At 48.1% G+C, this 19,726-nt stretch carries 11 protein-coding genes and 1 CRISPR repeat array; of the genes, 1 reads left to right on the forward strand and 10 read right to left on the reverse strand.

Features of this window, described 5'->3' with window-relative positions; genetic code table 11:
• Genes cas3 through ACJ2PR_RS09845 form a run of 5 tightly spaced genes read right to left on the reverse strand, consistent with a single transcriptional unit; the run spans position 1 to position 7,102 of the window.
• Complete coding sequence (cas3, locus tag ACJ2PR_RS09825; protein ID WP_446876875.1) at positions 1-2,286, reverse strand: type I-D CRISPR-associated helicase Cas3'; 2,286 nt, start codon at positions 2,284-2,286, stop codon at positions 1-3.
• Entirely contained in the window at positions 2,276-3,100 is an 825-nt protein-coding gene (cas5d, locus tag ACJ2PR_RS09830) for a type I-D CRISPR-associated protein Cas5/Csc1 (RefSeq protein WP_446876877.1), read from the reverse strand. Before cas5d ends, cas3 begins: the two co-directional genes overlap by 11 nt.
• A gap of 2 nt (positions 3,101-3,102) precedes the next feature.
• Positions 3,103-4,158 carry a type I-D CRISPR-associated protein Cas7/Csc2 gene (gene cas7d, locus ACJ2PR_RS09835; protein ID WP_446876878.1) on the reverse strand — a complete coding sequence of 352 codons (1,056 nt, stop codon included), beginning with the start codon at positions 4,156-4,158 and terminating at the stop codon, positions 3,103-3,105.
• Positions 4,159-4,169: 11 nt separating this feature from the next.
• Complete coding sequence (locus ACJ2PR_RS09840) at positions 4,170-6,887, reverse strand: hypothetical protein (protein WP_446876879.1); 2,718 nt, start codon at positions 6,885-6,887, stop codon at positions 4,170-4,172.
• An 11-nt stretch (positions 6,888-6,898) separates the two neighbouring features.
• On the reverse strand, positions 6,899-7,102 hold the full coding sequence (locus ACJ2PR_RS09845; protein ID WP_446876880.1) for a hypothetical protein: 204 nt from the start codon (positions 7,100-7,102) through the stop codon (positions 6,899-6,901).
• Between the two features lie 158 nt (positions 7,103-7,260).
• Here ACJ2PR_RS09845 and ACJ2PR_RS09850 point away from each other — a divergent pair, with 158 nt between their 5' ends.
• Positions 7,261-8,124, forward strand: a complete 864-nt coding sequence (locus tag ACJ2PR_RS09850) for a helix-turn-helix transcriptional regulator (RefSeq protein WP_446876882.1) — start codon at positions 7,261-7,263, stop codon at positions 8,122-8,124.
• Between the two features lie 267 nt (positions 8,125-8,391).
• A CRISPR array of direct repeats spans positions 8,392-10,677; the repeat unit is 37 nt; unit sequence GTTTCACAAACCCAAATCCCGGCAACGGGACTGAAAC.
• 104 nt (positions 10,678-10,781) lie between these two features.
• Here the strand turns inward: ACJ2PR_RS09850 and ACJ2PR_RS09855 are convergent.
• The 5 genes from ACJ2PR_RS09855 to ACJ2PR_RS09875 all read right to left on the reverse strand — a co-directional run bounded on the left by ACJ2PR_RS09855 (position 10,782) and on the right by ACJ2PR_RS09875 (position 19,376).
• Positions 10,782-10,991 carry a hypothetical protein gene (locus ACJ2PR_RS09855; protein WP_446876883.1) on the reverse strand — a complete coding sequence of 70 codons (210 nt, stop codon included), beginning with the start codon at positions 10,989-10,991 and terminating at the stop codon, positions 10,782-10,784.
• A 35-nt stretch (positions 10,992-11,026) separates the two neighbouring features.
• Positions 11,027-11,764 (reverse strand): hypothetical protein, encoded by a 738-nt coding sequence (locus ACJ2PR_RS09860; protein ID WP_446876884.1) that lies wholly within the window; start codon positions 11,762-11,764, stop codon positions 11,027-11,029.
• Positions 11,765-11,864: 100 nt separating this feature from the next.
• Positions 11,865-12,914, reverse strand: coding sequence for a pentapeptide repeat-containing protein (locus ACJ2PR_RS09865; RefSeq protein ID WP_446876885.1), 1,050 nt, complete (start codon positions 12,912-12,914; stop codon positions 11,865-11,867).
• Between the two features lie 430 nt (positions 12,915-13,344).
• A complete protein-coding gene (locus ACJ2PR_RS09870) occupies positions 13,345-16,284 on the reverse strand; it encodes a methyl-accepting chemotaxis protein (RefSeq protein WP_446876886.1) in 2,940 nt (979 codons plus the stop codon).
• A 44-nt stretch (positions 16,285-16,328) separates the two neighbouring features.
• Positions 16,329-19,376, reverse strand: a complete 3,048-nt coding sequence (locus tag ACJ2PR_RS09875; protein WP_446876887.1) for a hybrid sensor histidine kinase/response regulator — start codon at positions 19,374-19,376, stop codon at positions 16,329-16,331.
• Positions 19,377-19,726 lie beyond the last annotated feature (350 nt).

Below are 19,726 nucleotides of genomic sequence, written 5' to 3' on the forward strand. Positions count from 1 at the left end.
TTAGAAGATCAGAAATTCTTCATCATCTGGTAGTTTAAGCTTTACGCCACACATTGCCAAAGTTAAAATTCCTGGCAATCCCGGCAAAAAAGCGTACTCTCTCTCAAAATCTTTTCCACTAACAACAATTGGATACGCTGTAATTCTCTCTTGCCGAAGGCGATAATAGGCAGGTGCATTTGCAATTTGACACATCACAACGCCTGGAATTAGCTCTTTTTCTAATTTCTTTAGCAGCGGGGTGGGTGCGATCGCATTGTCTCTTCTGCGTTCAACCCGGCAGTTCTCGAATGCTTTCAACTTATTCATCTGAGTTGCTAGAAAGCTCAGACGATCTCCGTGGTAGCGAAGGCGAAAACTGATTTGATAGGGGGGGTCAGCTCGATCGATGATCTCAGTTTCTTCACTTTGACTTGCAAACTCGTAGTAGCGCAGTAGATGAATGGGATCAATCAATGTTTCCTCTGAGAGATCCAGCACAAAACCCTTTGGATCTTTGATGTTAAGGCTCTCAAATAGGCTAGAGCGGAATCCAAATAAAGGAGCATAGGTAGCACTAAAGGACTTACAAAATTGCTTCAGCGCCGCTGCTGCCTCAGAATCTTCTTTGAAAACGGTTTCATACTGTTGAAAAGTTGTTCGGTTTTCTTCAAAATCTGCCCATTCTTCGGGACACTCTGCTTTCAGAAATGTCGTAACGAGTTCCCATCTAGCTTTCCCTTTGACGAATTTGAGTGGGTCACCTGTCGGTTTTTTCTCGTTTGCGATTGACTCCGCCGCTTGCAAAGCTTGCATTCGCCTTCGATAATAAGCCCAATCTCGCTTTCCGCCTAAAACTCTTTTTAGAGTGTTGTAAAGCTTGGGTATTAACTCACTTTGCGCTAGTCCTTGCATCATTTCTTCTAGTTTTAGAAGAGGACGAGCAATTTCCAAGAAGGCTTCAGATTGCCAATAAACGCTGAGAAAAGGTCGATCGAGACAAGCAAGTTCAGAAAGTTTTTGCTGAAGGCTGAATCGTCCACCAGAGCAATCTAATGAACCTAATCCTTCTTCCCAGGCTTTTTCAGATAGATAAGCGATCGCTTCCGAAGGTCTGTCTGTCTGTTGTCTACCTAAAACTCGTCCAACTCGCCCAATGCGTTGCCAAAATGCAGCGCGATCGCGGGCGGAAAAAATTAGCCAATCTAAAGTTTGGCGATCGGAAGCAGGATTGCGCTCAAAGTTAAACCCGACATCAACAGTACTGGTTGCCAGAATGATTGAGCATTGGATAGCTCGTTGACGATCAATTAGAGAAGAAGGCCCTGTAATGCGTCCAACCTGATTAGCTAAGCCCTTTTTCTGAAGCAGATCCGAAAGGCGATTGATCTGATCTAGAGAATCTAAAATGACTGCACCGTATTGATCCGGTCTAGATTGAAAGTGCTGGATCACTTTATCTCTCAGCTCCAGCAGAAATTGATCAGAATCAGGCTGAGGACATAGTTCTAAATTGACCTCTGTTTGAGAGGGTAAGAGATGGGTAGTGCTGGTTTCTCCATCCACAAACGCAATTTTAACTCCTTGATTCTTCAGACTGGCAAGTGCAGCATCACAGGCAGGTTCAGGCGTTGCGGTTAGTAAAATAGCTCGGCGACCACTTTTGAAGAAGCCAAACTCGTGGGATAAAGCTAGGTAGAACAGCAGTCCAACCAGTTGTTTAGCATCGTACAGGTGAAACTCATCGAATATTACTGTTGCAAACGAACTATAAAACTGACTTGCAATGTTGACTCGATCCAGCCGTTGATAGGCAAAGAATGTTGCATAGTAAAAGATATCAGGATTCGTCACCAGCAACACGGGTCGATCTCCGCCTACTTCTGGAAAGACCGTAGCAGGATTTCTCAGCAAGTTGTAAATCTTTTCTCCTGGTCGTGTTCCTACTTGACTAGGCCAAGTTTTCACTTCTTTTGCCGAAGCTGCAATCACAAAGTGAGGTAAGCCTGCTTTTCGCACAAACTCTTCGGCCGCTTGCTTTTGCTGCTCAACCAGTGCATTAGTCGGAGCAATGTAAACAGCATTCTGAGTTCGGTTGCATTCGTGAAGAAGAACCGTGAAAGCTGCCTTCGTTTTGCCTGTTCCAGTTGGAGCAAGATCCAGAATGATGTCGTGATTGCGAGCTTTTTCAAAAACATCGACCTGATGCTGCAAAGCTTGACCCATAAAAGCGAGTTCGCCTAGTAAGTCAATGTAGGCAGCGATGCTTTTAGGCTCTAGCACGATCGCCAATTTCTCATGCACCATTCCGCCCTCCACAGAATTGCAGATTCGCTGGAACAATGAGATCCCCTATTTGCCATGCAGCACCTCGAAATTGCAGGTTCTTAATCAGTGACACAGGTGGGATCGAAATCAAATCGAACGCCAGTAGGGTTAGATCAGGTGGCAAATCAGCCGTGTTTAGCAATGCTTGGCTAGTGTACTCACCCACTGGTAGAGTTACCAATTGGAACTGTTGTAAAATTGAAAGCCGTACTTTGCTTCTAAACTTACCAATTCGGAAATATTCTGGTAGTTCACGATCACCAAAAACCAACGTCTGGAAGCGATTTCCTCGATCGATCATGCGGAGTCGTCCTGTTTGAGGAAAATTGCTGGGACTGAACGATCGATGCTTGGGCTTGTCTTGTCCCTTTTCCTTTTGCAGTCGCCGATATTCGGGTAGGTCTTCACGAGAGGTCGCAACCCGATTATTGGTCATAGCATACCAATAAGCATCCGAAAGTGCATTGAATCGCTCAAACCGAAACGTCACCTCCCCCTTTGCTGCCCATGCTGGCAAGATGTAGGAGTTTTGGGCGATCGGCACTAAATCCTCAAGATATGTCGGTCTACTCGCTGCTTGTCCAACCAAGCGATAAGGAGATCTCACCCAATCCAGGGCATATGCAAGCGCATAGTTACCAATCATTCCTTCTGTGTAGTAGCAGTCAGAGATTTCTCTGGAAGCAAAGAACACAGGTTCTGCACACCACAATTCAATCAATCGGACTTGCTTGAATGTCGGCTGAGGTAACTCCTTCGATGGCAGCAGATCAAGTTGCTGAGTTGTTGCCATATTTAACTCCCTGCCTCGACCGTTGCTGCACTTTTGCCTTTCCCTTTCGTCTTTTTAGTGTCGGTTGCAGGCGGTTGACGGAAAGGTTCATAGGACTGATCTAGACGCTTTAGAAAGACCTCTCGTTCTGCATCTGACCAATGACGATCGACATCTGCAATTAAAGCTTGTACTTCGTCAGGAGAAAGTTTCACAGAAATCCCTCGTCGATTTTTCCAACTATCAATCACCGTCTCAACTTGGCTGATCAATCCACTGCTTTCCATCGGATGTTCTAGAAGTTCTTCACGAGTCGTCATCACATCATGGACAGCCTGGACAAGCTCTAATGAACTTGGCAACTCAGCAGTTCCACCAAACACACCTAGAATCTGATTTTCCATCCGTCCTACTCGACTAGAAACAGCCCCGTAACGACTCGTTAGCAGAATGTTGCCAATAATGTACCGTAACTCATCAGCAGTGACATCCTTGAGCGTGACAACATCCAAGAAATGCGCTCCTGGTTTGATGTATTCACTTGTGTTCAGAGATTTTGATGCTTTTTCTTTTTCATCTTCCTCTCCTTTCCGTAAACGCATCGTGCCATTTTCGTAAACACCATTGAGAGTGCGATCGCCCAACAAGTCATTTGCAGACAACAAACTAAAGGCATCCTCAGTCCAAATTCGACTTTTTTGAGCGCCGCCACCGCCTGCCGCAAAGCCGTAAAGAAAACAGTCCACACACATCTCACAAGGAGCATTAGTATTGAGTGAACAAATAGATTCTTCCTTCTTGCTGGTATATAGCAGATTATAAGCTCTAAGAAATTCGCGCCCGCGACGACGTTCTGGAGCAACTTGCTTACGCTTGGTCATGACGAGCCGTTCAAGGATTCGTTTATCAGTGTTGATTCCCGATTGAACAAACTCTCGACACATCGGTTCTCCAGTTCCTTCAGTGCGAAAGATGGTTTCAGACAAAGTAGTTCTGAGAACAACTAAGCCGATAACTCGACTTTTGGGAAAGTTCTCGTAGGTTGTGGCAAGAAATGGAGTGAGTGTTTCAATCGACATGATTAGTTCTCCTATATAGCGGTTTGGGCGGACTCTGAAGTTTCATGAGCTTTTGCCTTCTTTTCGGCTGCTTCGGCTTCTCTCTTTGCTTTAACAACCTGGTAAGCTTCCTGCCAGAAAAACAGGTATGCTGCGGTCAAATTCTCTCGATCGTTCAATAGTTTTTCGGGACGAGCATTGTAAACTTCCTCATACAGTTTCCGTAAGATGTTGTAGTACTGGGTGATTTGGTTGAGTTTAGTCTCTCCAACTTTGTAATCCCAAATCCGGTCAAGATGGTTATGGAATTTTTGAGATAGCGCAGCAAACAGAAAGTCCAAATCTACGTAACCTTTGCAAGAACGAACGTCTTTGAGGAAATCTGTGAAAGGCTTGGTGATAGAAGTCCGATTAAAAGAACTACCTTTCAAATTTACCTCTGCTGCAAGTTGAGCAGCCTCCTTAAGATATAAAGTTAGCTTTGTATTTTCGTTTGGCATAAGGCTCTCCAGAAGGTGATTGAGTGGAACCCGAATCTTTAGCCAATTAGCTTCCAGATTAGGTTCAGTTTGTTCACGTAAAATCCAGCGCAACAAGACATGGTAGAGACTGAAAGGTTGTGTAGCAGCACGAACTAGGTCATAAAGACAGTCATCAAATTTGGAAATACTGGCAACAGCTTGCACAAGATTCCCCATCCAACGGAGGCGATCGCGCACAGTCTCTGCTGTTTCTCGGCTGTACCGTCCAGATCCCAGCAGTTTAGAAAAGGCAGTTGGAATACCTTCTACCCGCCCGTAGAATTCCGCCGATGGCTCAATCTGCAAACTTGAACTCAACACAAACGGAAAACCAAAATCAAGTGATAGTGAAAGCTCCAAGGCTAATCGCAATGACTTCAATAATGCCACCGAAGTATTTGCTTTCCCCCAAACCATTGGCAAGAGAACCACGTTGTGGACAAATTCTGGGCGGTTCGGAAACGCAAAGCCTTCACCTCTACCAGTCTGAAATTCAACAATGTTGTCTTTGTAAAGCTTGATGGGATGGACTGATACCGCTCCTTCTGCATTGATTGCAGCAAGACTTAAGAGGCATTCTCGCCAGATCCTTAGTAGTTCTGGGCAAGAACCTTCTGGTAATGCTAAGTGCAAGTAGTAGGGTGGTTCTTTTTGTTTTGCAGGAAAGTTAGCCCCTGTGCTTAAAAGCTGGTATGCCAAGAGTGTTGTTGGTTCTGCTTGTCGCTTGGGTTCAGCAATTAAACCCCCAGGAAGCCGATTGGAAAATACTTGGACTTTAGTTCCAGAGGGCATAGCAGTCGAAGGCAATTCATCAGTTTCATTCACTGTAGAGCCGAGAGAACAGCGTTTTCTAGAATTCGCGTTTGTGTAAGCTTCTAACTCGCTAAACCCTGGTAAATGAGCAGCATTCGGCAGATTTAGAGTCCTAGCAACAAGGGCAATTAGCTCTTCTGAAACTTCTACTTCTTCAGATTCACCACTGGTTGATCCTTTCCTCATTTCCAGAGATTCTACCAGAGCCGCCTGGATGCCTTCAATTCCCTTTGTGATTGCTTTCGCTGCTAGAAGCGATCGCCCATATTGCTCGTCAAACGGTTGCAAAGCCTGACGTTGCTGTTCTGATAGACCAACATGAGCAGCGATCTTATCCCATACTTGGTCAACAGAAATTTCAGGTTTAACCTTTCGATAGCTGACAAAAGCAGCTTTGAGTCCTTCTGACAACGCAAACTCTTCAGCATTGCTAACAGGCAACAATCCCACTTCATTCGCAGCAGCTAGAGCAGTTTGATCAACTTTTGTAAGATGTTTGCTGACTTCTCCTTGCACTCTCTCTGCCTTGTATCCAGCCTTTTTTCGTTCCAAATGATAGAGAACAACTTTGACGACTTCCTGTAAGTTTTGCTGAACCGCTTGAGGCATAATCCGAATTCCGTTATTTCCAGGCTTTACAAGCTGATCAATGTTATTACCAAAGACCGCATCGATTTTGCACTGCCAACGGTAAGCAATTTTAGGAACAAGGTCGATGTCTGGAAAATCTCCACCTTCAAACAACTCACCATCTGGAAAAATTGCCAGCGGAGTCAGCTTGTACTCGATCAAAATCTCTTCACAAGCTGATAGCAACAAAGCCGTCATATAGCCCCGATCTTCAGAGACTCGAACCCTATACAGCTTGCTAGGACGGTTTAACGCTACGGTCAACTCTTTTTGTAGCTTTTTTGTCAAGTCATCGGCTGGTAAACCTAAATCAAACAAGTCTGCTGCAATTAAGATTGCTGCCCAACGTTTGATCTGAGGATCTTCGGGCAAGAACAATGCTCCATCACTGGCGTTATGTCCTGAATGCCGCTCGATTAAGCGTCTAGCTAGTTCAAGTTCAGCATCTCCCGACACAAAACTGCTGACTCCAGCTTTTTCCAGTTGTTCTTGCAGAAAGTCCTTGTTCCTGGCTAATGTCTTCACATTACGCCCAGATTCATCTAGCTTGTTCAGATCGTGTACAGCGGTGGCTGCAAGAATCACAGATCGTTTGTCGTCTGGTATCTCTGCCATTCGACTAACCGTTAAAACAAACTGGCAAGCAGAATCAAGATGTTCTGCTAAAGTATGCTTCTCTCTTGTTCCCCATTGATGATGGGTTCCATGCCGTTCGTAGAGCAATGGGCGAATTTCACTGAAGTAGCGTTCTTCGAGAGTTTTAGGCGGACGGTTTAACAAGCGCATCGCAATTATCCTTACTTTCTTTTTGCTGCAACTAACGATCGATACTCGAATTGGTTGCTTTGCCCAACTCGTCGCTTTTCGATCTGATAGTGATGCTGATGAATTGCGACGTGAATTGTTGCAGAAAATCGATGTCCCACGCTTTGCACCAGTTCTTCGGTCGAATGCCAATTTCCATCCGCAAAAACGCTCTCTAGTCTTTCAATCTTTGTCATAATCTATACCCGCTGAACTAGTGATTACCGGAAGTTTAGGAAAGTTTACATTCTTGACTTGCCTTTATTTTCTGTCCGTAAAGACTTGATTGACTCGAATATAACAGCGATCATAGGGATTGAGAAGATACTGAACGGACAAAGTATACGGACAAATTATGAGTCGAAAAGGTCAGTCAATTACGTTGTCGATTTCGGAACGGGATAAAGCGCAACTCGAAAGTCTTGCTCTGGAATTGGGCATGACTTGGGGCGATCGTGCCAACATCTCGAAGCTAGTGGAAGCGATCGCACGTCGTCAGTTGCTGATTGCTCCCAATCACGACTGGAAGATTGAGCGGATTAATGCTCTAAACCAAGCCCGATCTGCTTTAATCGATGCTGGAAAAATTGAGGCTGCTTTGGCGATCGCACAGCTTTTACTAGAGCGCGGTGAACTCACGATTCCTTTGAGGATGCAGTTAGAGCAATTTGTGGCCCAGCCGACTCAGCCTTGGCGATTGGGGGTAGAGCAATATATCCGACAGCAGCAACCATTTCAGTTGTCGTATCAGGATGCGGCGGAGCGGTTGTGGCAGTTTACGATTCGCTATGCTGCGATCGCGCCCCACGAGGATCGGCAATATCTCGATTGTTGGTGTGAGGAAACGGAGGACACACGAGGATTGCCAGAGTTACAGCACAATCGATCGCTGCGGATTGATCGGATTACCGATGCGGCGGTTAGTCGTGTTTCGGGGCAATGGTTGTTGTCTGGGTTGACCACGATTCCGGTGGAGTTACATTTGTTTCGGGGGTTGGCGTTTGCTTATCGAAGTAAGCGTGCGATCGATGAAGTTAATGAGTGGCATGAGAGTTTGCCGCAGGTAAAGCGGGTTGTCCGGCAAGTGTCGAGTACGTTTTGGCTGATTCGGGAGATTCTGCGATATGGACAAGATTGTGAGGTTGTTTCGCCGGGGTCTGTGCGCGAGTTGGTTAAGCAGGAAGTGTTGGGGATGTGCGATCGCTATGAGTTGCGGTAGATGAGGGTTGTTGGGGTTATGGCTGGTTGGAAAAACATCGACAGATCAGGAGGTTGGGTTTATGATGTGGCAAGTGACTTTTGGCAAACCAAAGCGAGGGCGAAAACCCTGGGAGGTTTGCCAAACCCCAGAACCTCGACAATTCAATAGTTTTGAGATGGAGCTAAATTATGTCGCTAAATGATTTTGGCTGAAACCAATATTTCAGTTGAGGTTTGCCAAAATCGGTTTTGAACATCCCTCCTCGTGGGGGTTTTAGCTGACGGGGTTTCACAAACCCAAATCCCGGCAACGGGACTGAAACAAATTCGAGTTTGCATCGTAGGAAAATTGATTCACAGTTTCACAAACCCAAATCCCGGCAACGGGACTGAAACCGCCGTCGCTTAAACGCTCTAACAGCGTATTGAGCCGTTTCACAAACCCAAATCCCGGCAACGGGACTGAAACAATGTAATCGGTCTGCAAGTTTGAGGGAAATTGCTCTTGTTTCACAAACCCAAATCCCGGCAACGGGACTGAAACACCTGATCTCCCGCAAGCTCTCAGAATCTACCGTCAAGTTTCACAAACCCAAATCCCGGCAACGGGACTGAAACTCGAATACAAAAGCCGATCTTTCTGAGTCAATGACGTTTCACAAACCCAAATCCCGGCAACGGGACTGAAACCAATTCTTGTGATATCAAATCCTAGTGATGTTGCTGGTTTCACAAACCCAAATCCCGGCAACGGGACTGAAACGATCATCCAGCGCGCCAGGACACCCTGGTCATCTGTTTCACAAACCCAAATCCCGGCAACGGGACTGAAACAAAATAACAAAAATAAAAACGCTGAAACTATTTCTAGTTTCACAAACCCAAATCCCGGCAACGGGACTGAAACTCATTTGAATTGACACCCTTGGAGGAGAACCGATTGGTTTCACAAACCCAAATCCCGGCAACGGGACTGAAACGATATAGCGATCGCTGCTTATCACCAGGGGTTCTTGTTTCACAAACCCAAATCCCGGCAACGGGACTGAAACATAAAGATTCTATCGAAACCTTTGCGCGTGGACTGGTTTCACAAACCCAAATCCCGGCAACGGGACTGAAACTTATTTCCAAACGTGATACTAGAATTCCCGTTTGCGTTTCACAAACCCAAATCCCGGCAACGGGACTGAAACGGCTAAAAACAGGGGTATCAAAGGGGATCAACTTACCTGTTTCACAAACCCAAATCCCGGCAACGGGACTGAAACATGGAGATCGTACAGTTGCAAGAAGTCCCACGCGCGTTTCACAAACCCAAATCCCGGCAACGGGACTGAAACTTGCAGTTTGTTGTCAGCACCCGCGGCCGCCGGAGGTTTCACAAACCCAAATCCCGGCAACGGGACTGAAACAACAAAGCTGGGTTCTCCACCCGTCGATCGACGGTTTCACAAACCCAAATCCCGGCAACGGGACTGAAACAGCACAAGTCGAATGGAGCTTGCTTTCCCCGCAAGAAGTTTCACAAACCCAAATCCCGGCAACGGGACTGAAACCACGCGTACTTTTCCAAAAGGAGATCAAGCGATCGGTTTCACAAACCCAAATCCCGGCAACGGGACTGAAACACAGCCTGCTGGGCCGCCTGACCTCCCAACCGAGGTTTCACAAACCCAAATCCCGGCAACGGGACTGAAACGCATTGGATCAGGCGGACAAGGGCCTCGCGTCAAAGTTTCACAAACCCAAATCCCGGCAACGGGACTGAAACAAGCGCGAGTGATTGACAGTATCACCTCCAACACGAGTTTCACAAACCCAAATCCCGGCAACGGGACTGAAACTAAGCCGATGCCAAGGTAATGATCTCCCTCATTTGCCGTTTCACAAACCCAAATCCCGGCAACGGGACTGAAACATTGGAGACTGATTGGCTATGGCGATTAAACACCGCGTTTCACAAACCCAAATCCCGGCAACGGGACTGAAACATCTAAACTCAGTGAGGTAGAAGACCACGCACAAGGTTTCACAAACCCAAATCCCGGTAACGGGACTGAAACAGAATGGGAATCGCCCATCCCCAACAGAACGCATTAGTTTCACAAACCCAAATCCCGGCAACGGGACTGAAACTAAGAGATACTCCAACTTGCGCCCGTGATAATTCCGTTTCACAAACCCAAATCCCGGCAACGGGACTGAAACAACCGCACAAAAGGGAATGTGCGAGGATGCAGGATGTTTCACAAACCCAAATCCCGGCAACGGGACTGAAACACGGTTGCTCAACTGTACAGACTGGGAGTTCCCACAAGTTTCACAAACCCAAATCCCGGCAACGGGACTGAAACCTCTCATGCCGATTGTTAATAGCGGGACGAAGTTCGTTTCACAAACCCAAATCCCGGCAACGGGACTGAAACATCGCCTGGATTTCGTCTGGCTTAATAGCTCTCTTGTTTCACAAACCCAAATCCCGGCAACGGGACTGAAACAGGCATCGGTTTCCCGGTGCGCGGGTAAGGTAGCGTTTCACAAACCCAAATCCCGGCAACGGGACTGAACCCCCCTGCAACCAGGCTGACAGTTACTTGGGTCTATAGTTGGATACCGACTTGTGAAGATGCCCAGGAAAGCAGAGCGATCGCGCTTTCCACATTCAGCTAACTTTTAGCTTAGGTGATCAAATGTTCTCCTAAATTGATTCGTTGCCTTCAGACTTTGAGCATCTGGGGGCAATTCATTTTGAGTGCGTTGCTTGTAGTCCGATTGATTTTCGACATAGGCTCTCGATCGCCGCCCTTTGGGATAGGTTATCGCAAAGCGCAACTCCGTGGAAACGCAAACAATCCCATCTGTCGCATCAGGCGTTGAACTCATTTAGCGATCGAGCCGATCATATTTGATTGCATTTTCTAGCGAATAAATTCTGTTGGGGCGGGATGAGCATTCGTGCGGCGGTTTTCAGGAAACGCTAAGTTGTTTGGATTGGGAGCTTCTGGTGGAATTAGATAGCGTCGTCCCCAACCGCCATTAATATCTTTGTCCTGTATAGGCGGTGGCGTAGTACTGCCTGTGGGCAAAGCAACTGTCAACACCTGATTGGACTGGAGATAGCGATCGCCGACGACTGTTTGCCGAATCAAGGCAGTGTCGATTACCTTCTTACTCTTCTGCAAACTAACTTCGACCTGCTGGAGTTGATCAGCTTTATCACCCGGAGCCAGGGTCGCCAGAAATACAACATCTGAAGCTGGTTTGAGGGAGAGTTTTAGTTTTTCGTGGAGTTGCCAATCCTCCTGAAATTGACCATTGGGGGCAACTTGCCAGAGGTTCAGTTGTGCTTGCCACTGTCCCTCTTTCACCTCTGTCGTCTGATAAGCCAGAATGGAGTACGTGGGTTTGGGAGTCAGGCTATTGGATGCCAGGGTTGTGGGATAGAGATATCGGACTGCCGCAACGCGAATCTCGGTCTGGTCGGGCAGATCAGCTTTACCGACTACTTTGTATGAACCGGATAAATCACCCGGCGTTACTTGAAACTGAAGGTTAGCTTGCCCTAATTTTTCGCGCCACAAGTTTCGCACCTGCGTACAGCCACCCAGCAAAACCAAGGGAAGGATTAACCAAAGAGTACGATGATTGTGGCGCATAGTTCCTCAAGCAGGCAAACAGTAATATCAGCGATCGAGCACTATAAATCTTGCATCCCATCGGTCAGTAGCTTGCATTGTGTCATAGGACTCCTTGCCTCTACGACTCATTAGCCAGGATGGTATCTGTCAAGTTAGCTTCTAGCAAATTAGCATTGGTTAACTCAGCGTCTTCTAAAGTAGCACCCGTCAAGTTAGCGCCCCAGAGGTTAGCCTGAGTCAGATTTGTGCCCGTCAGGTTAGCGTAACTCAGGTTAGCTCCCCAGAGATCAACACTTTCAAAGTGAGCATCGCTGAGATTGGCGTAACTAAGATCGACCCCGACTAACTTGGCTTCACTTAAATCCTGACCGCTGAGATCAATGCTAGGAGCAATTAAAAGCGCTCCCAACTTAACCGGATCAACGCCTTCAGGAAATTGGGTATCAAGGTCGTAGAGCGCTCCTTCTAGTTGGGTTTCACTCAGGATAGCCGTGGTGAAGTCTACTCCAAACAGGTGGGACTGCCGCAAATCAGCCCCCGTCAGGTCAGTGTTGATCAAGTTAGCATGATTGAGCAACGATCGCCGCAAATCGGCACCCCTCAAATCGGCAGCTTGCAGATTAGCACTACTCAAGTTAGCAGCGCGTAAGTCCGCCTCGGTCAAGTCAGCAGCGGTTAAGGTTGTTCTTGTGAGAATGGCTTTTTGGAGACTAGCCCCAAAGAGAGTCGCTTGCTGCAAATTGCTTTGAGTGAAATCAACCTGAGTGAGGTCTGCCCCACTGAGGTCGGCATCTGCTAAATCAGACTGACTGATGACTGCACCCGGAACTAGCTTAAAAGCTGCGATCGGCTCATAGTTACTCGGAAACAACGTGGTGTCATCATACAAAGCACCTTGTAAATCAGCAGACTGCAATTGAGTTTCCCGCAGATCGACTTCGCGCAGGTCGGCTCCCCGCAGATTAGCGCCCGTCAAATTAGCGCCCCGCAGGTTTGCCCGTCGCAGGTTTACTTGTTGCAGGTCGGCTCCCCACAGATTAGCGTCGCTCAGGTCAGCAGCCCATAGATCAACGCCTCGCAACAGCGCCCCACTTAGCTCAACTGACTTTAGCTGGGCAGCAATAAGGGACTGGTCACCAACTTGTTGTTGTAAATCATAAACATTCATAAATTTAGCAAATCGCAAATTGAGATTGTTTTGTTGAGTGCCGAACTTCGGTTCCTCTAAATCGCCCTGAAAAGGAGAGACGTTGCCTCAAAAAGACTGACTTTGAATCCGGTTCCCTCCCTTTTTAAGCTACCGTATACACACAAGTCGTAAATCGCTTTGTTTCAGTTCAGCCCCCTAAACCCCCCACCCGTGAAGGACTTTGAATCCCTGAGAAATGGCTTGAACCGTGGAAATCTTTCTAGTTCAAAGTCTCCCTGACTGGGAGATTTAGGGGGCGAAGCATCTTGGCAATGAATGATCAATCCACTTGTATGTACAGGGTAGCCTTTTTAAGAGGGACTAGGGGAGATCTCTTGACTTAGGGCCGACTAAAAATCCTCACTTGCGATCGTACTTAGCTTTAGACCTCCCAACCATCTTTTTAGACTCATTCCACATCCCCTACTTCAAAGGTTTCAACCGATGCTTGCAGTTCTTGAGCGACGACCACTGTTTGACGGAGAGCACTCGATACTTGCCGAGACGAATTAGACGTGCGCTCTGAGATTTGAGTCATGTCTTTAATTAACAAGGCAACCGATCGAGAAGTCACCGCCTGAGACACCGTTGCTTGAGAAATCGCTTGTACCAGGTTATCAATCTGACGAGAAACTTGCACCACTTGACCCAAACTTTGTTTTGCCGCTTTTACCCAATCCGCCCCTTCGATCACTTGAGTGGTGCCCTGACTCATCGCAACCACCACCGCATTCGTTTCGCGCTGAATCGTTTCTACAATCTGTTCGATTTCACGGGTAGCCGCCGCCGATCGCGCAGCCAGTTGTCCCACTTCTGAAGCGACGATGGCAAACCCGCGTCCCTGCTCTCCGGCGCGAGAAGCTTCCAGTCCTGCATTCAGAGCGAGGAGATCAGTCTGAACGGCAATCTCATCAATGAGAGAGACAATTCGAGAAATCTGCTGTGTGGCATCTCCTAACTGCTTGACTTGAAGAACGGCTGCATCGATCGTTTCCCGCAGAGTAAGAATGCTTTGCACCGTCTGATCCATCGCAGCTTCCCCACTAGCGGCCGTTGTAAAAGCGGTCTTAGCCACCACAGCAGCCTGACTAGCATTGTCCGCTACTATCTGGATAGATTGAGTCATGGCTTCCACCGAGTCCAAAATCCGGCTAGTCTCCTCCGCCTGCTGGAGGGCTTCTTCAGACAGTTTTTGCATTGCGCCTTCGTTGGCACCCAGTAGACTGTTAACCTGCACCGCAGAGTGTTTGACGCTGGTTACAATATGGCGCAAGTTTTCGACGATCGCATTAAAGAAGTCAGCCACAATGCCAATATCACCCGCCGTCACATCAGCCCGCACTGTCAAATTACCGCCCGCAACGCCTTCGACATTCGCTAAGAGCGCCACTAACTGCTGCTGCAACATCTCTTGTTGACAACGCTGCTCCTCAAATAGGGCGGCGGCTTGTTGTTGGGCTTGTTCTTGCTGATACAAGGTGTCTGCCTGGTCAAGCGCATAGCCAATCTGAGCAGCGAGTTGCTTAAACATTGCCACATCGGAGGGTTGCCAGAGTCGAGGGCCGTCACATTGATGGGCACCCAGTAACCCAAGCAGTTGGTTGTCTTTGAGAATGGGAGCAATCATGCTGGCTCTGATCTGAAAGCTGCTCAAAATATCGCGGTGACAGTCAGACAACCCTTCAGCATTGACATCAGGCATGACTCGCACCCGTCCGTTGCGGTATTCCTCAATTAACCCTACGCGAAAGGGGTCGTTGACGGTTTCATTGAGAATGGCTTTCCAACCAGGTTGCACTGATTCAGCCACGATCGTACCGCTCCAATCTTCGTGAAACTGATAGATGACGACGCGATCGGTTTTTAGAGCCTGCTGCACTTTTTGCACCGTGATCCTGAGAATGTCTTCTCGCTTTAAGGACTGTCGGATTTGTAGCGTAATATCGCTGAACTGTTGAGCGCGTTGGGCTTCGACGGCCAGGTTGGCTTCTGATTTGACAATGTAATCCGCCATCTGGTTAAAAGTCATTGATAGCTGCCCCACTTCGTCAATAGAACCGACCTCGGCGCGAACATTACGATCGCCCTGCACAAAGTTTTGGCTAGTCTGGTCGAGATGGGTGATGGCATTCAGCACAGTGCGCCGAAAGATCACACTCCAGGCGACGATCGCAAACAGTGACAGCAAGATTAGTAGTGCTTCTTGATGGAGGCTGTTCCAGAGCAGGGTGTCGAGGTTGGCTTCAGGCGTACCGCGCACTAAGAAGGCAGTGGGGGTGGCACTAAACACCGGAGTAGAACCATCAGGCGTTTCAATGATTCGTTCTGGTAGCGCAATGGCAGCCAGCATATAGGGCTGGTTATCGATCGTCAGACGTTGGGTGACTGGCTTTCCGTTTTCGGCGGCCGCGGCCTGCGTCAACAGCGATTGATCGGGCAACTCTATTTGTAGGCGAGGCGGGGCTGCGAGGCTACTGCGCTCTAGGGCTGTGGCCAGGGTAAATTGTCCTGTGGACTGGCGTGAATAAACAGCACTGTAGCCGCCTCCCAGAGCATTGACGGTGCCTTCGACGATCGACGGCTTACTGTTGACAACATCCCCAAACACCAGTGCGCCGATCACTTCCTGAGTATCGGGATTTTTGATCGGAGTAACCACATAGCGGATCAGAGCGCTGCGAGTTTGCGGGTCATAGGTGCTGGGCAGGGGCGCGCCTTCTTGAATGAGTTCTGTTTGCTCAACTAGCGTACTAGCTCTTACTTGTCGAGCATTTCTGAGCACGTCACTCACTAAACTATGGGGATCAAAAACCTGTCCGGCTCGATTGTTGTTAGCATTCACAATGATTTTGCGATCTTTGCCGACAAGGGTGGCGTATTCCATTTTGTGGGCTTTGACTTCGCTTTGCAAAATTTTCTTGGCCTTTCCCTGCAAATCACTCGGCAAGCCGCCCTCAACATTGCTTTTAGCCGCACTAATCAACGCGATATTGTCCGATTGCCCTCGCGCACTAAAGCTCATTTGATTAACTTTGACAGCATAAGTCAGATCGATAACAGCGACTTCAGACTTTGCCTGGTCAGACAGTTGGGTTCGCAAACTATTGGTTAGCACCAGGGTAGAACCAACCCCCAACCCCAAAATGGGGACTAATTCACAGGTGACTAGCGCGATCGAGTGTTTACGCCTAATTGGAAGATTTGCAAACCAGTCCCTAAAGAACGATTGACGAGGTGAACTAGCAAGTGGTCGTGATTGGATCTTTGGCTGACCAATAGGAGCCTGCGGACGGGACACGATCAGAGGCGCTGGTTGTTCGAGGATTTTGGAGCGAGTGCGATTGTTCATACGAATTGGGGGAAATAGACGATCGGGCTGTCGGGAGTTGCGCTCTAATGGGCGGCGGCGATTATTTGGGTCAGGGTATTGAGGAGATCCTGTTCGTTGTAAGGCTTCGTAAAGTAAGCAACGGCTCCCAATTGAGTTGCGAGTTGACGATGTTTGTTGCCATTGCGAGAGGTGAGCACCGCGACTGGAAGGTGACTAAACTGCGAATGGGCTTTTAGTTTTGCTAGAAAGCCGAAGCCATCTAGTCGAGGCATTTCCACATCACAGATCACGGCGGTCACCGACACAGTGTTTAATCGTTCCAAAGCCTCTTGTCCATCTTTGGCTTGTTCGACTTGATAGCCTGCCCGCTCTAACATCAAAGCCAGAAAGCGGCGGACATGAATGGAATCATCCACAATCAAAATGGTCTGGGTGGACGAGACGTGCGGCAACTCAGATATCAGGACGGGGTTGGGCGAGTCGGGTAGCGGAGTGTCTGCCCCAAACCGCTCGTAGCTGGCGATCCACTTGAGCAGGTCGGGAATATTTACCAAAGGCACAACCCGACCATCACCCAAAATAGTGCAGCTACTAAAGCCAGTAGGCAGGGGTAAAAGCCCTTCGACTCGCCGAATCGTGACTTCTTGCTCGTCCCAACAGCGATCGACCTGTAGCCCGGCTAGTTGATTTCCTTGCTGCACAATCAAAACGCAAGCAGAGCGGATCGTAGCGGGCGTTTCAAAGTTGTGGGGAGGGTGCGGACAGTTAAAGTCTAACCAGTGGTTTAATCGCACCAGTTGCACTAGCTTACCCTGCCAGTTGAGAAGTTCATTGCCAACACTAGAAATGATCTGCTCTGGTTTTAGCAAAAACATCTCCTGAATCATGTCTGTTGGAAAGGCCAGCAACATCCCATTGCTTTCGGCTAGTAAAATGCGAACAACAGACAGCGTAAAGGGTAGCGACAGCGTGAAAGTCGTGCCGACACCAGCCTGAGTATTCACGTTGATTTCCCCGCGAATATCTTTGAGATTGCTCCGCACAACATCCATACCGACCCCCCGACCGGAGAGCGTTGTGACTTGACTGTTGGTACTAAAGCCAGGTTCAAAAATCAGTGATAGCAATTCTTCATCGCTGGCGGCATCTAGTAGCGTCGGATCGAGTCCCATTTGCTCGGCTCGATCGCGGATTTTGTGAATCGGGATGCCTTCACCATCGTCTCGGATCGTAATAATGGTACGATTACCCCGATGTACAGCATGAATTTCAATCTGTCCAGTCTCCCCTTTGCCTCGCGATCGACGAGTTGCTGAATCTTCGATACCGTGATCAAAGGCGTTTCGCAATAGATGCATCAGCGGATCATTAAGGGCTTCTAGAACATTGCGATCGATCAGAGTATTAGCCCCAGTCACCTTTAGATCAACGGGTTTACCAAACTGCAAAGAGAGGTCTCGGAGTGCCCGTGGAAAGCGATCGACCACATCCGCGAGGGGACGCATTCGCAGTTGGGTTAGCCCTGTTTGTAGTTGTTTGGCGGTTTTGTTAAGGACACGAGTTGTTTGTTCGGTGTCATCCAGGCTCAAATCCACGTCATCGGTGATTTCTTGAATCTGAACGATCGTTTCCATCACCTGTTGCGATAGCGTGTGTAGATCGTTGTAGCGATCGAGTTCTAAGGCATCAAATTTGAAACTAGCAACGGCATGATTAAAGCTGCTACTTGCCCGACTAGTCGAATAATCGCCACTGTGTGAGCCACTCAGGAGAGGTAAGGTTGGATTCAAGGTTTGCCCCTGATCATAGGCAGTGCGAATCTGGGCGTTGATCTGTTCTAATGTTTGCATCCGTGAGCGAAGCGCTTTGCTCAAATGGCGCAACCGATTAACGTGAAGATTTAAGCCATTGCGCTCGATCGTCAGTTCCCCAAACAAGTCATTGAGTTGATTGAGTTGCCGAACTGGAATTCGCACCGTGCTATCGGAGTTGTCGGCTCCCTGCGTTGTATCAGGCTGAGTATCTAGAATTTTGTAATGGGTGATCTGCGGCGAGTGGGCGGCGAATGGCTCCTCGTCTACGGATGGCTCGACGATCGGGGAAGGTTCGGGTTCTGCAAAAGATTCGACCGCAAACACAAAAGGTTCAAACTCAGCGTCGGAACTAGTTAGATCAGGTGGGGTGGTCTGAGGAATCTCGAAAGGCTTGGAATTCGCGGTCGTCGTCTCCCATACAATCGTTTCCTCTTGAAAGGTCTCCTCTACAGTCATCTCTTTAACGAAGAAAGTCTCAACAGTCGGAGCAACTTCCTTGTCTGTAACGATGATGGGCAAAGGGGCTGGTGGAATCCAATCTAGCGTGGTGGGTAACTGTTCTGATTGTCCGACTAAGATAAGAGCCTGCGATCGTCGCCAAGCCTGTAAAGCTGCTTGAGTAATGGATACAAGGTGAGTGGGGTGCGTCTGGAGTGTTTGGGCAACCGTAGTACACAAGTGCAGAAAGGCGGGTAATTGCAGCATTTCGCCGAGGCCACCAAGTTCTTGCACTACAATGTCTAATTCTTCGGCCAGGTCAGGATGAGCAGGATTATCTAACACTGTCTCCAGGCGCTGCAAACAGCTTTCAACCTCGGTTTCAAACAGCAGTGGGATAATATCTTGCCCCTCTTCTGGTGACAGTAAAGAGGCGGCATTTTCATCTTGAGGATCACCCAGGCGTTGATGTAATTGCTCAAAAACGGGATCGATCTGAGCTGCAACCCACTGGGGTTCGATCGCTTGATGCTGTCGATCGTAAGCGACTACCCAGCGCAGTCGGTCGATCGCAGTGAGCAAAAGATTTTCGAGGGGCGGATCAATTTCGAGAGAGGTATCTACCTTCAAAACTTTGAATGAATCTTCGAGTCGATGTGCCAGAGTACTCAGCACCTGAAACCCCATCATTCCGGCTCCCCCTTTGATAGAGTGGGCGGCTCGCAGGGCAGCATTAATTTTCTGCGGATCGACCCGCCGATTTGACAATCCCAATAGAGAACTATCCAAAACGCTCAAGTATTCTTCGGCTTCCTCGAGGAACTGGTGACGAATTTCAAGTTCCTTATTCTGTGTCATAGGGGTCTAGGGGCGTGGAGTAATGGGGCTGTAGGGTGAATTTGATGGAAACTTACCGTCAATTGTTTTTTGATGCTCGTTTTTTGATGCTCGTTTTTTAATGGTCGTTTTTTGATGAATTAGCGCGATGTGCAACTTTAATTTCATGTCCCCTTTTTTGAAGGGCTACCGTGTACACACAAGTCGATTGGTCAATCATTGCTGAGATGCTTCGCTCCCTATATCCCCTAGTCTGGGGGACTTTGAAATAGAAAGATCTCCACAGTTCAAGCAATTTCTCAGGGATTCAAAATTTAGGGGGCTGAAGCCGACTAAAACGAAGCGATTTACGACTTGTCTGTACACGGTAG

The organism is Phormidesmis sp. 146-33, from assembly GCF_052939515.1.

Bases quoted from the DNA above. Each gene is read 5' to 3' on its own strand.
- cas3 (WP_446876875.1), bottom strand. From the start codon at position 2,286: ATGGTGCATGAGAAATTGGCGATCGTGCTAGAGCCTAAAAGCATCGCT.
- cas5d (WP_446876877.1), bottom strand. From the start codon at position 3,100: ATGGCAACAACTCAGCAACTTGATCTGCTGCCATCGAAGGAGTTACCT.
- cas7d (WP_446876878.1), bottom strand. From the start codon at position 4,158: ATGTCGATTGAAACACTCACTCCATTTCTTGCCACAACCTACGAGAAC.
- ACJ2PR_RS09840 (WP_446876879.1), bottom strand. From the start codon at position 6,887: ATGCGCTTGTTAAACCGTCCGCCTAAAACTCTCGAAGAACGCTACTTC.
- ACJ2PR_RS09845 (WP_446876880.1), bottom strand. From the start codon at position 7,102: ATGACAAAGATTGAAAGACTAGAGAGCGTTTTTGCGGATGGAAATTGG.
- ACJ2PR_RS09850 (WP_446876882.1), top strand. From the start codon at position 7,261: ATGAGTCGAAAAGGTCAGTCAATTACGTTGTCGATTTCGGAACGGGAT.
- ACJ2PR_RS09855 (WP_446876883.1), bottom strand. From the start codon at position 10,991: ATGAGTTCAACGCCTGATGCGACAGATGGGATTGTTTGCGTTTCCACG.
- ACJ2PR_RS09860 (WP_446876884.1), bottom strand. From the start codon at position 11,764: ATGCGCCACAATCATCGTACTCTTTGGTTAATCCTTCCCTTGGTTTTG.
- ACJ2PR_RS09865 (WP_446876885.1), bottom strand. From the start codon at position 12,914: ATGAATGTTTATGATTTACAACAACAAGTTGGTGACCAGTCCCTTATT.
- ACJ2PR_RS09870 (WP_446876886.1), bottom strand. From the start codon at position 16,284: ATGAACAATCGCACTCGCTCCAAAATCCTCGAACAACCAGCGCCTCTG.
- ACJ2PR_RS09875 (WP_446876887.1), bottom strand. From the start codon at position 19,376: ATGACACAGAATAAGGAACTTGAAATTCGTCACCAGTTCCTCGAGGAA.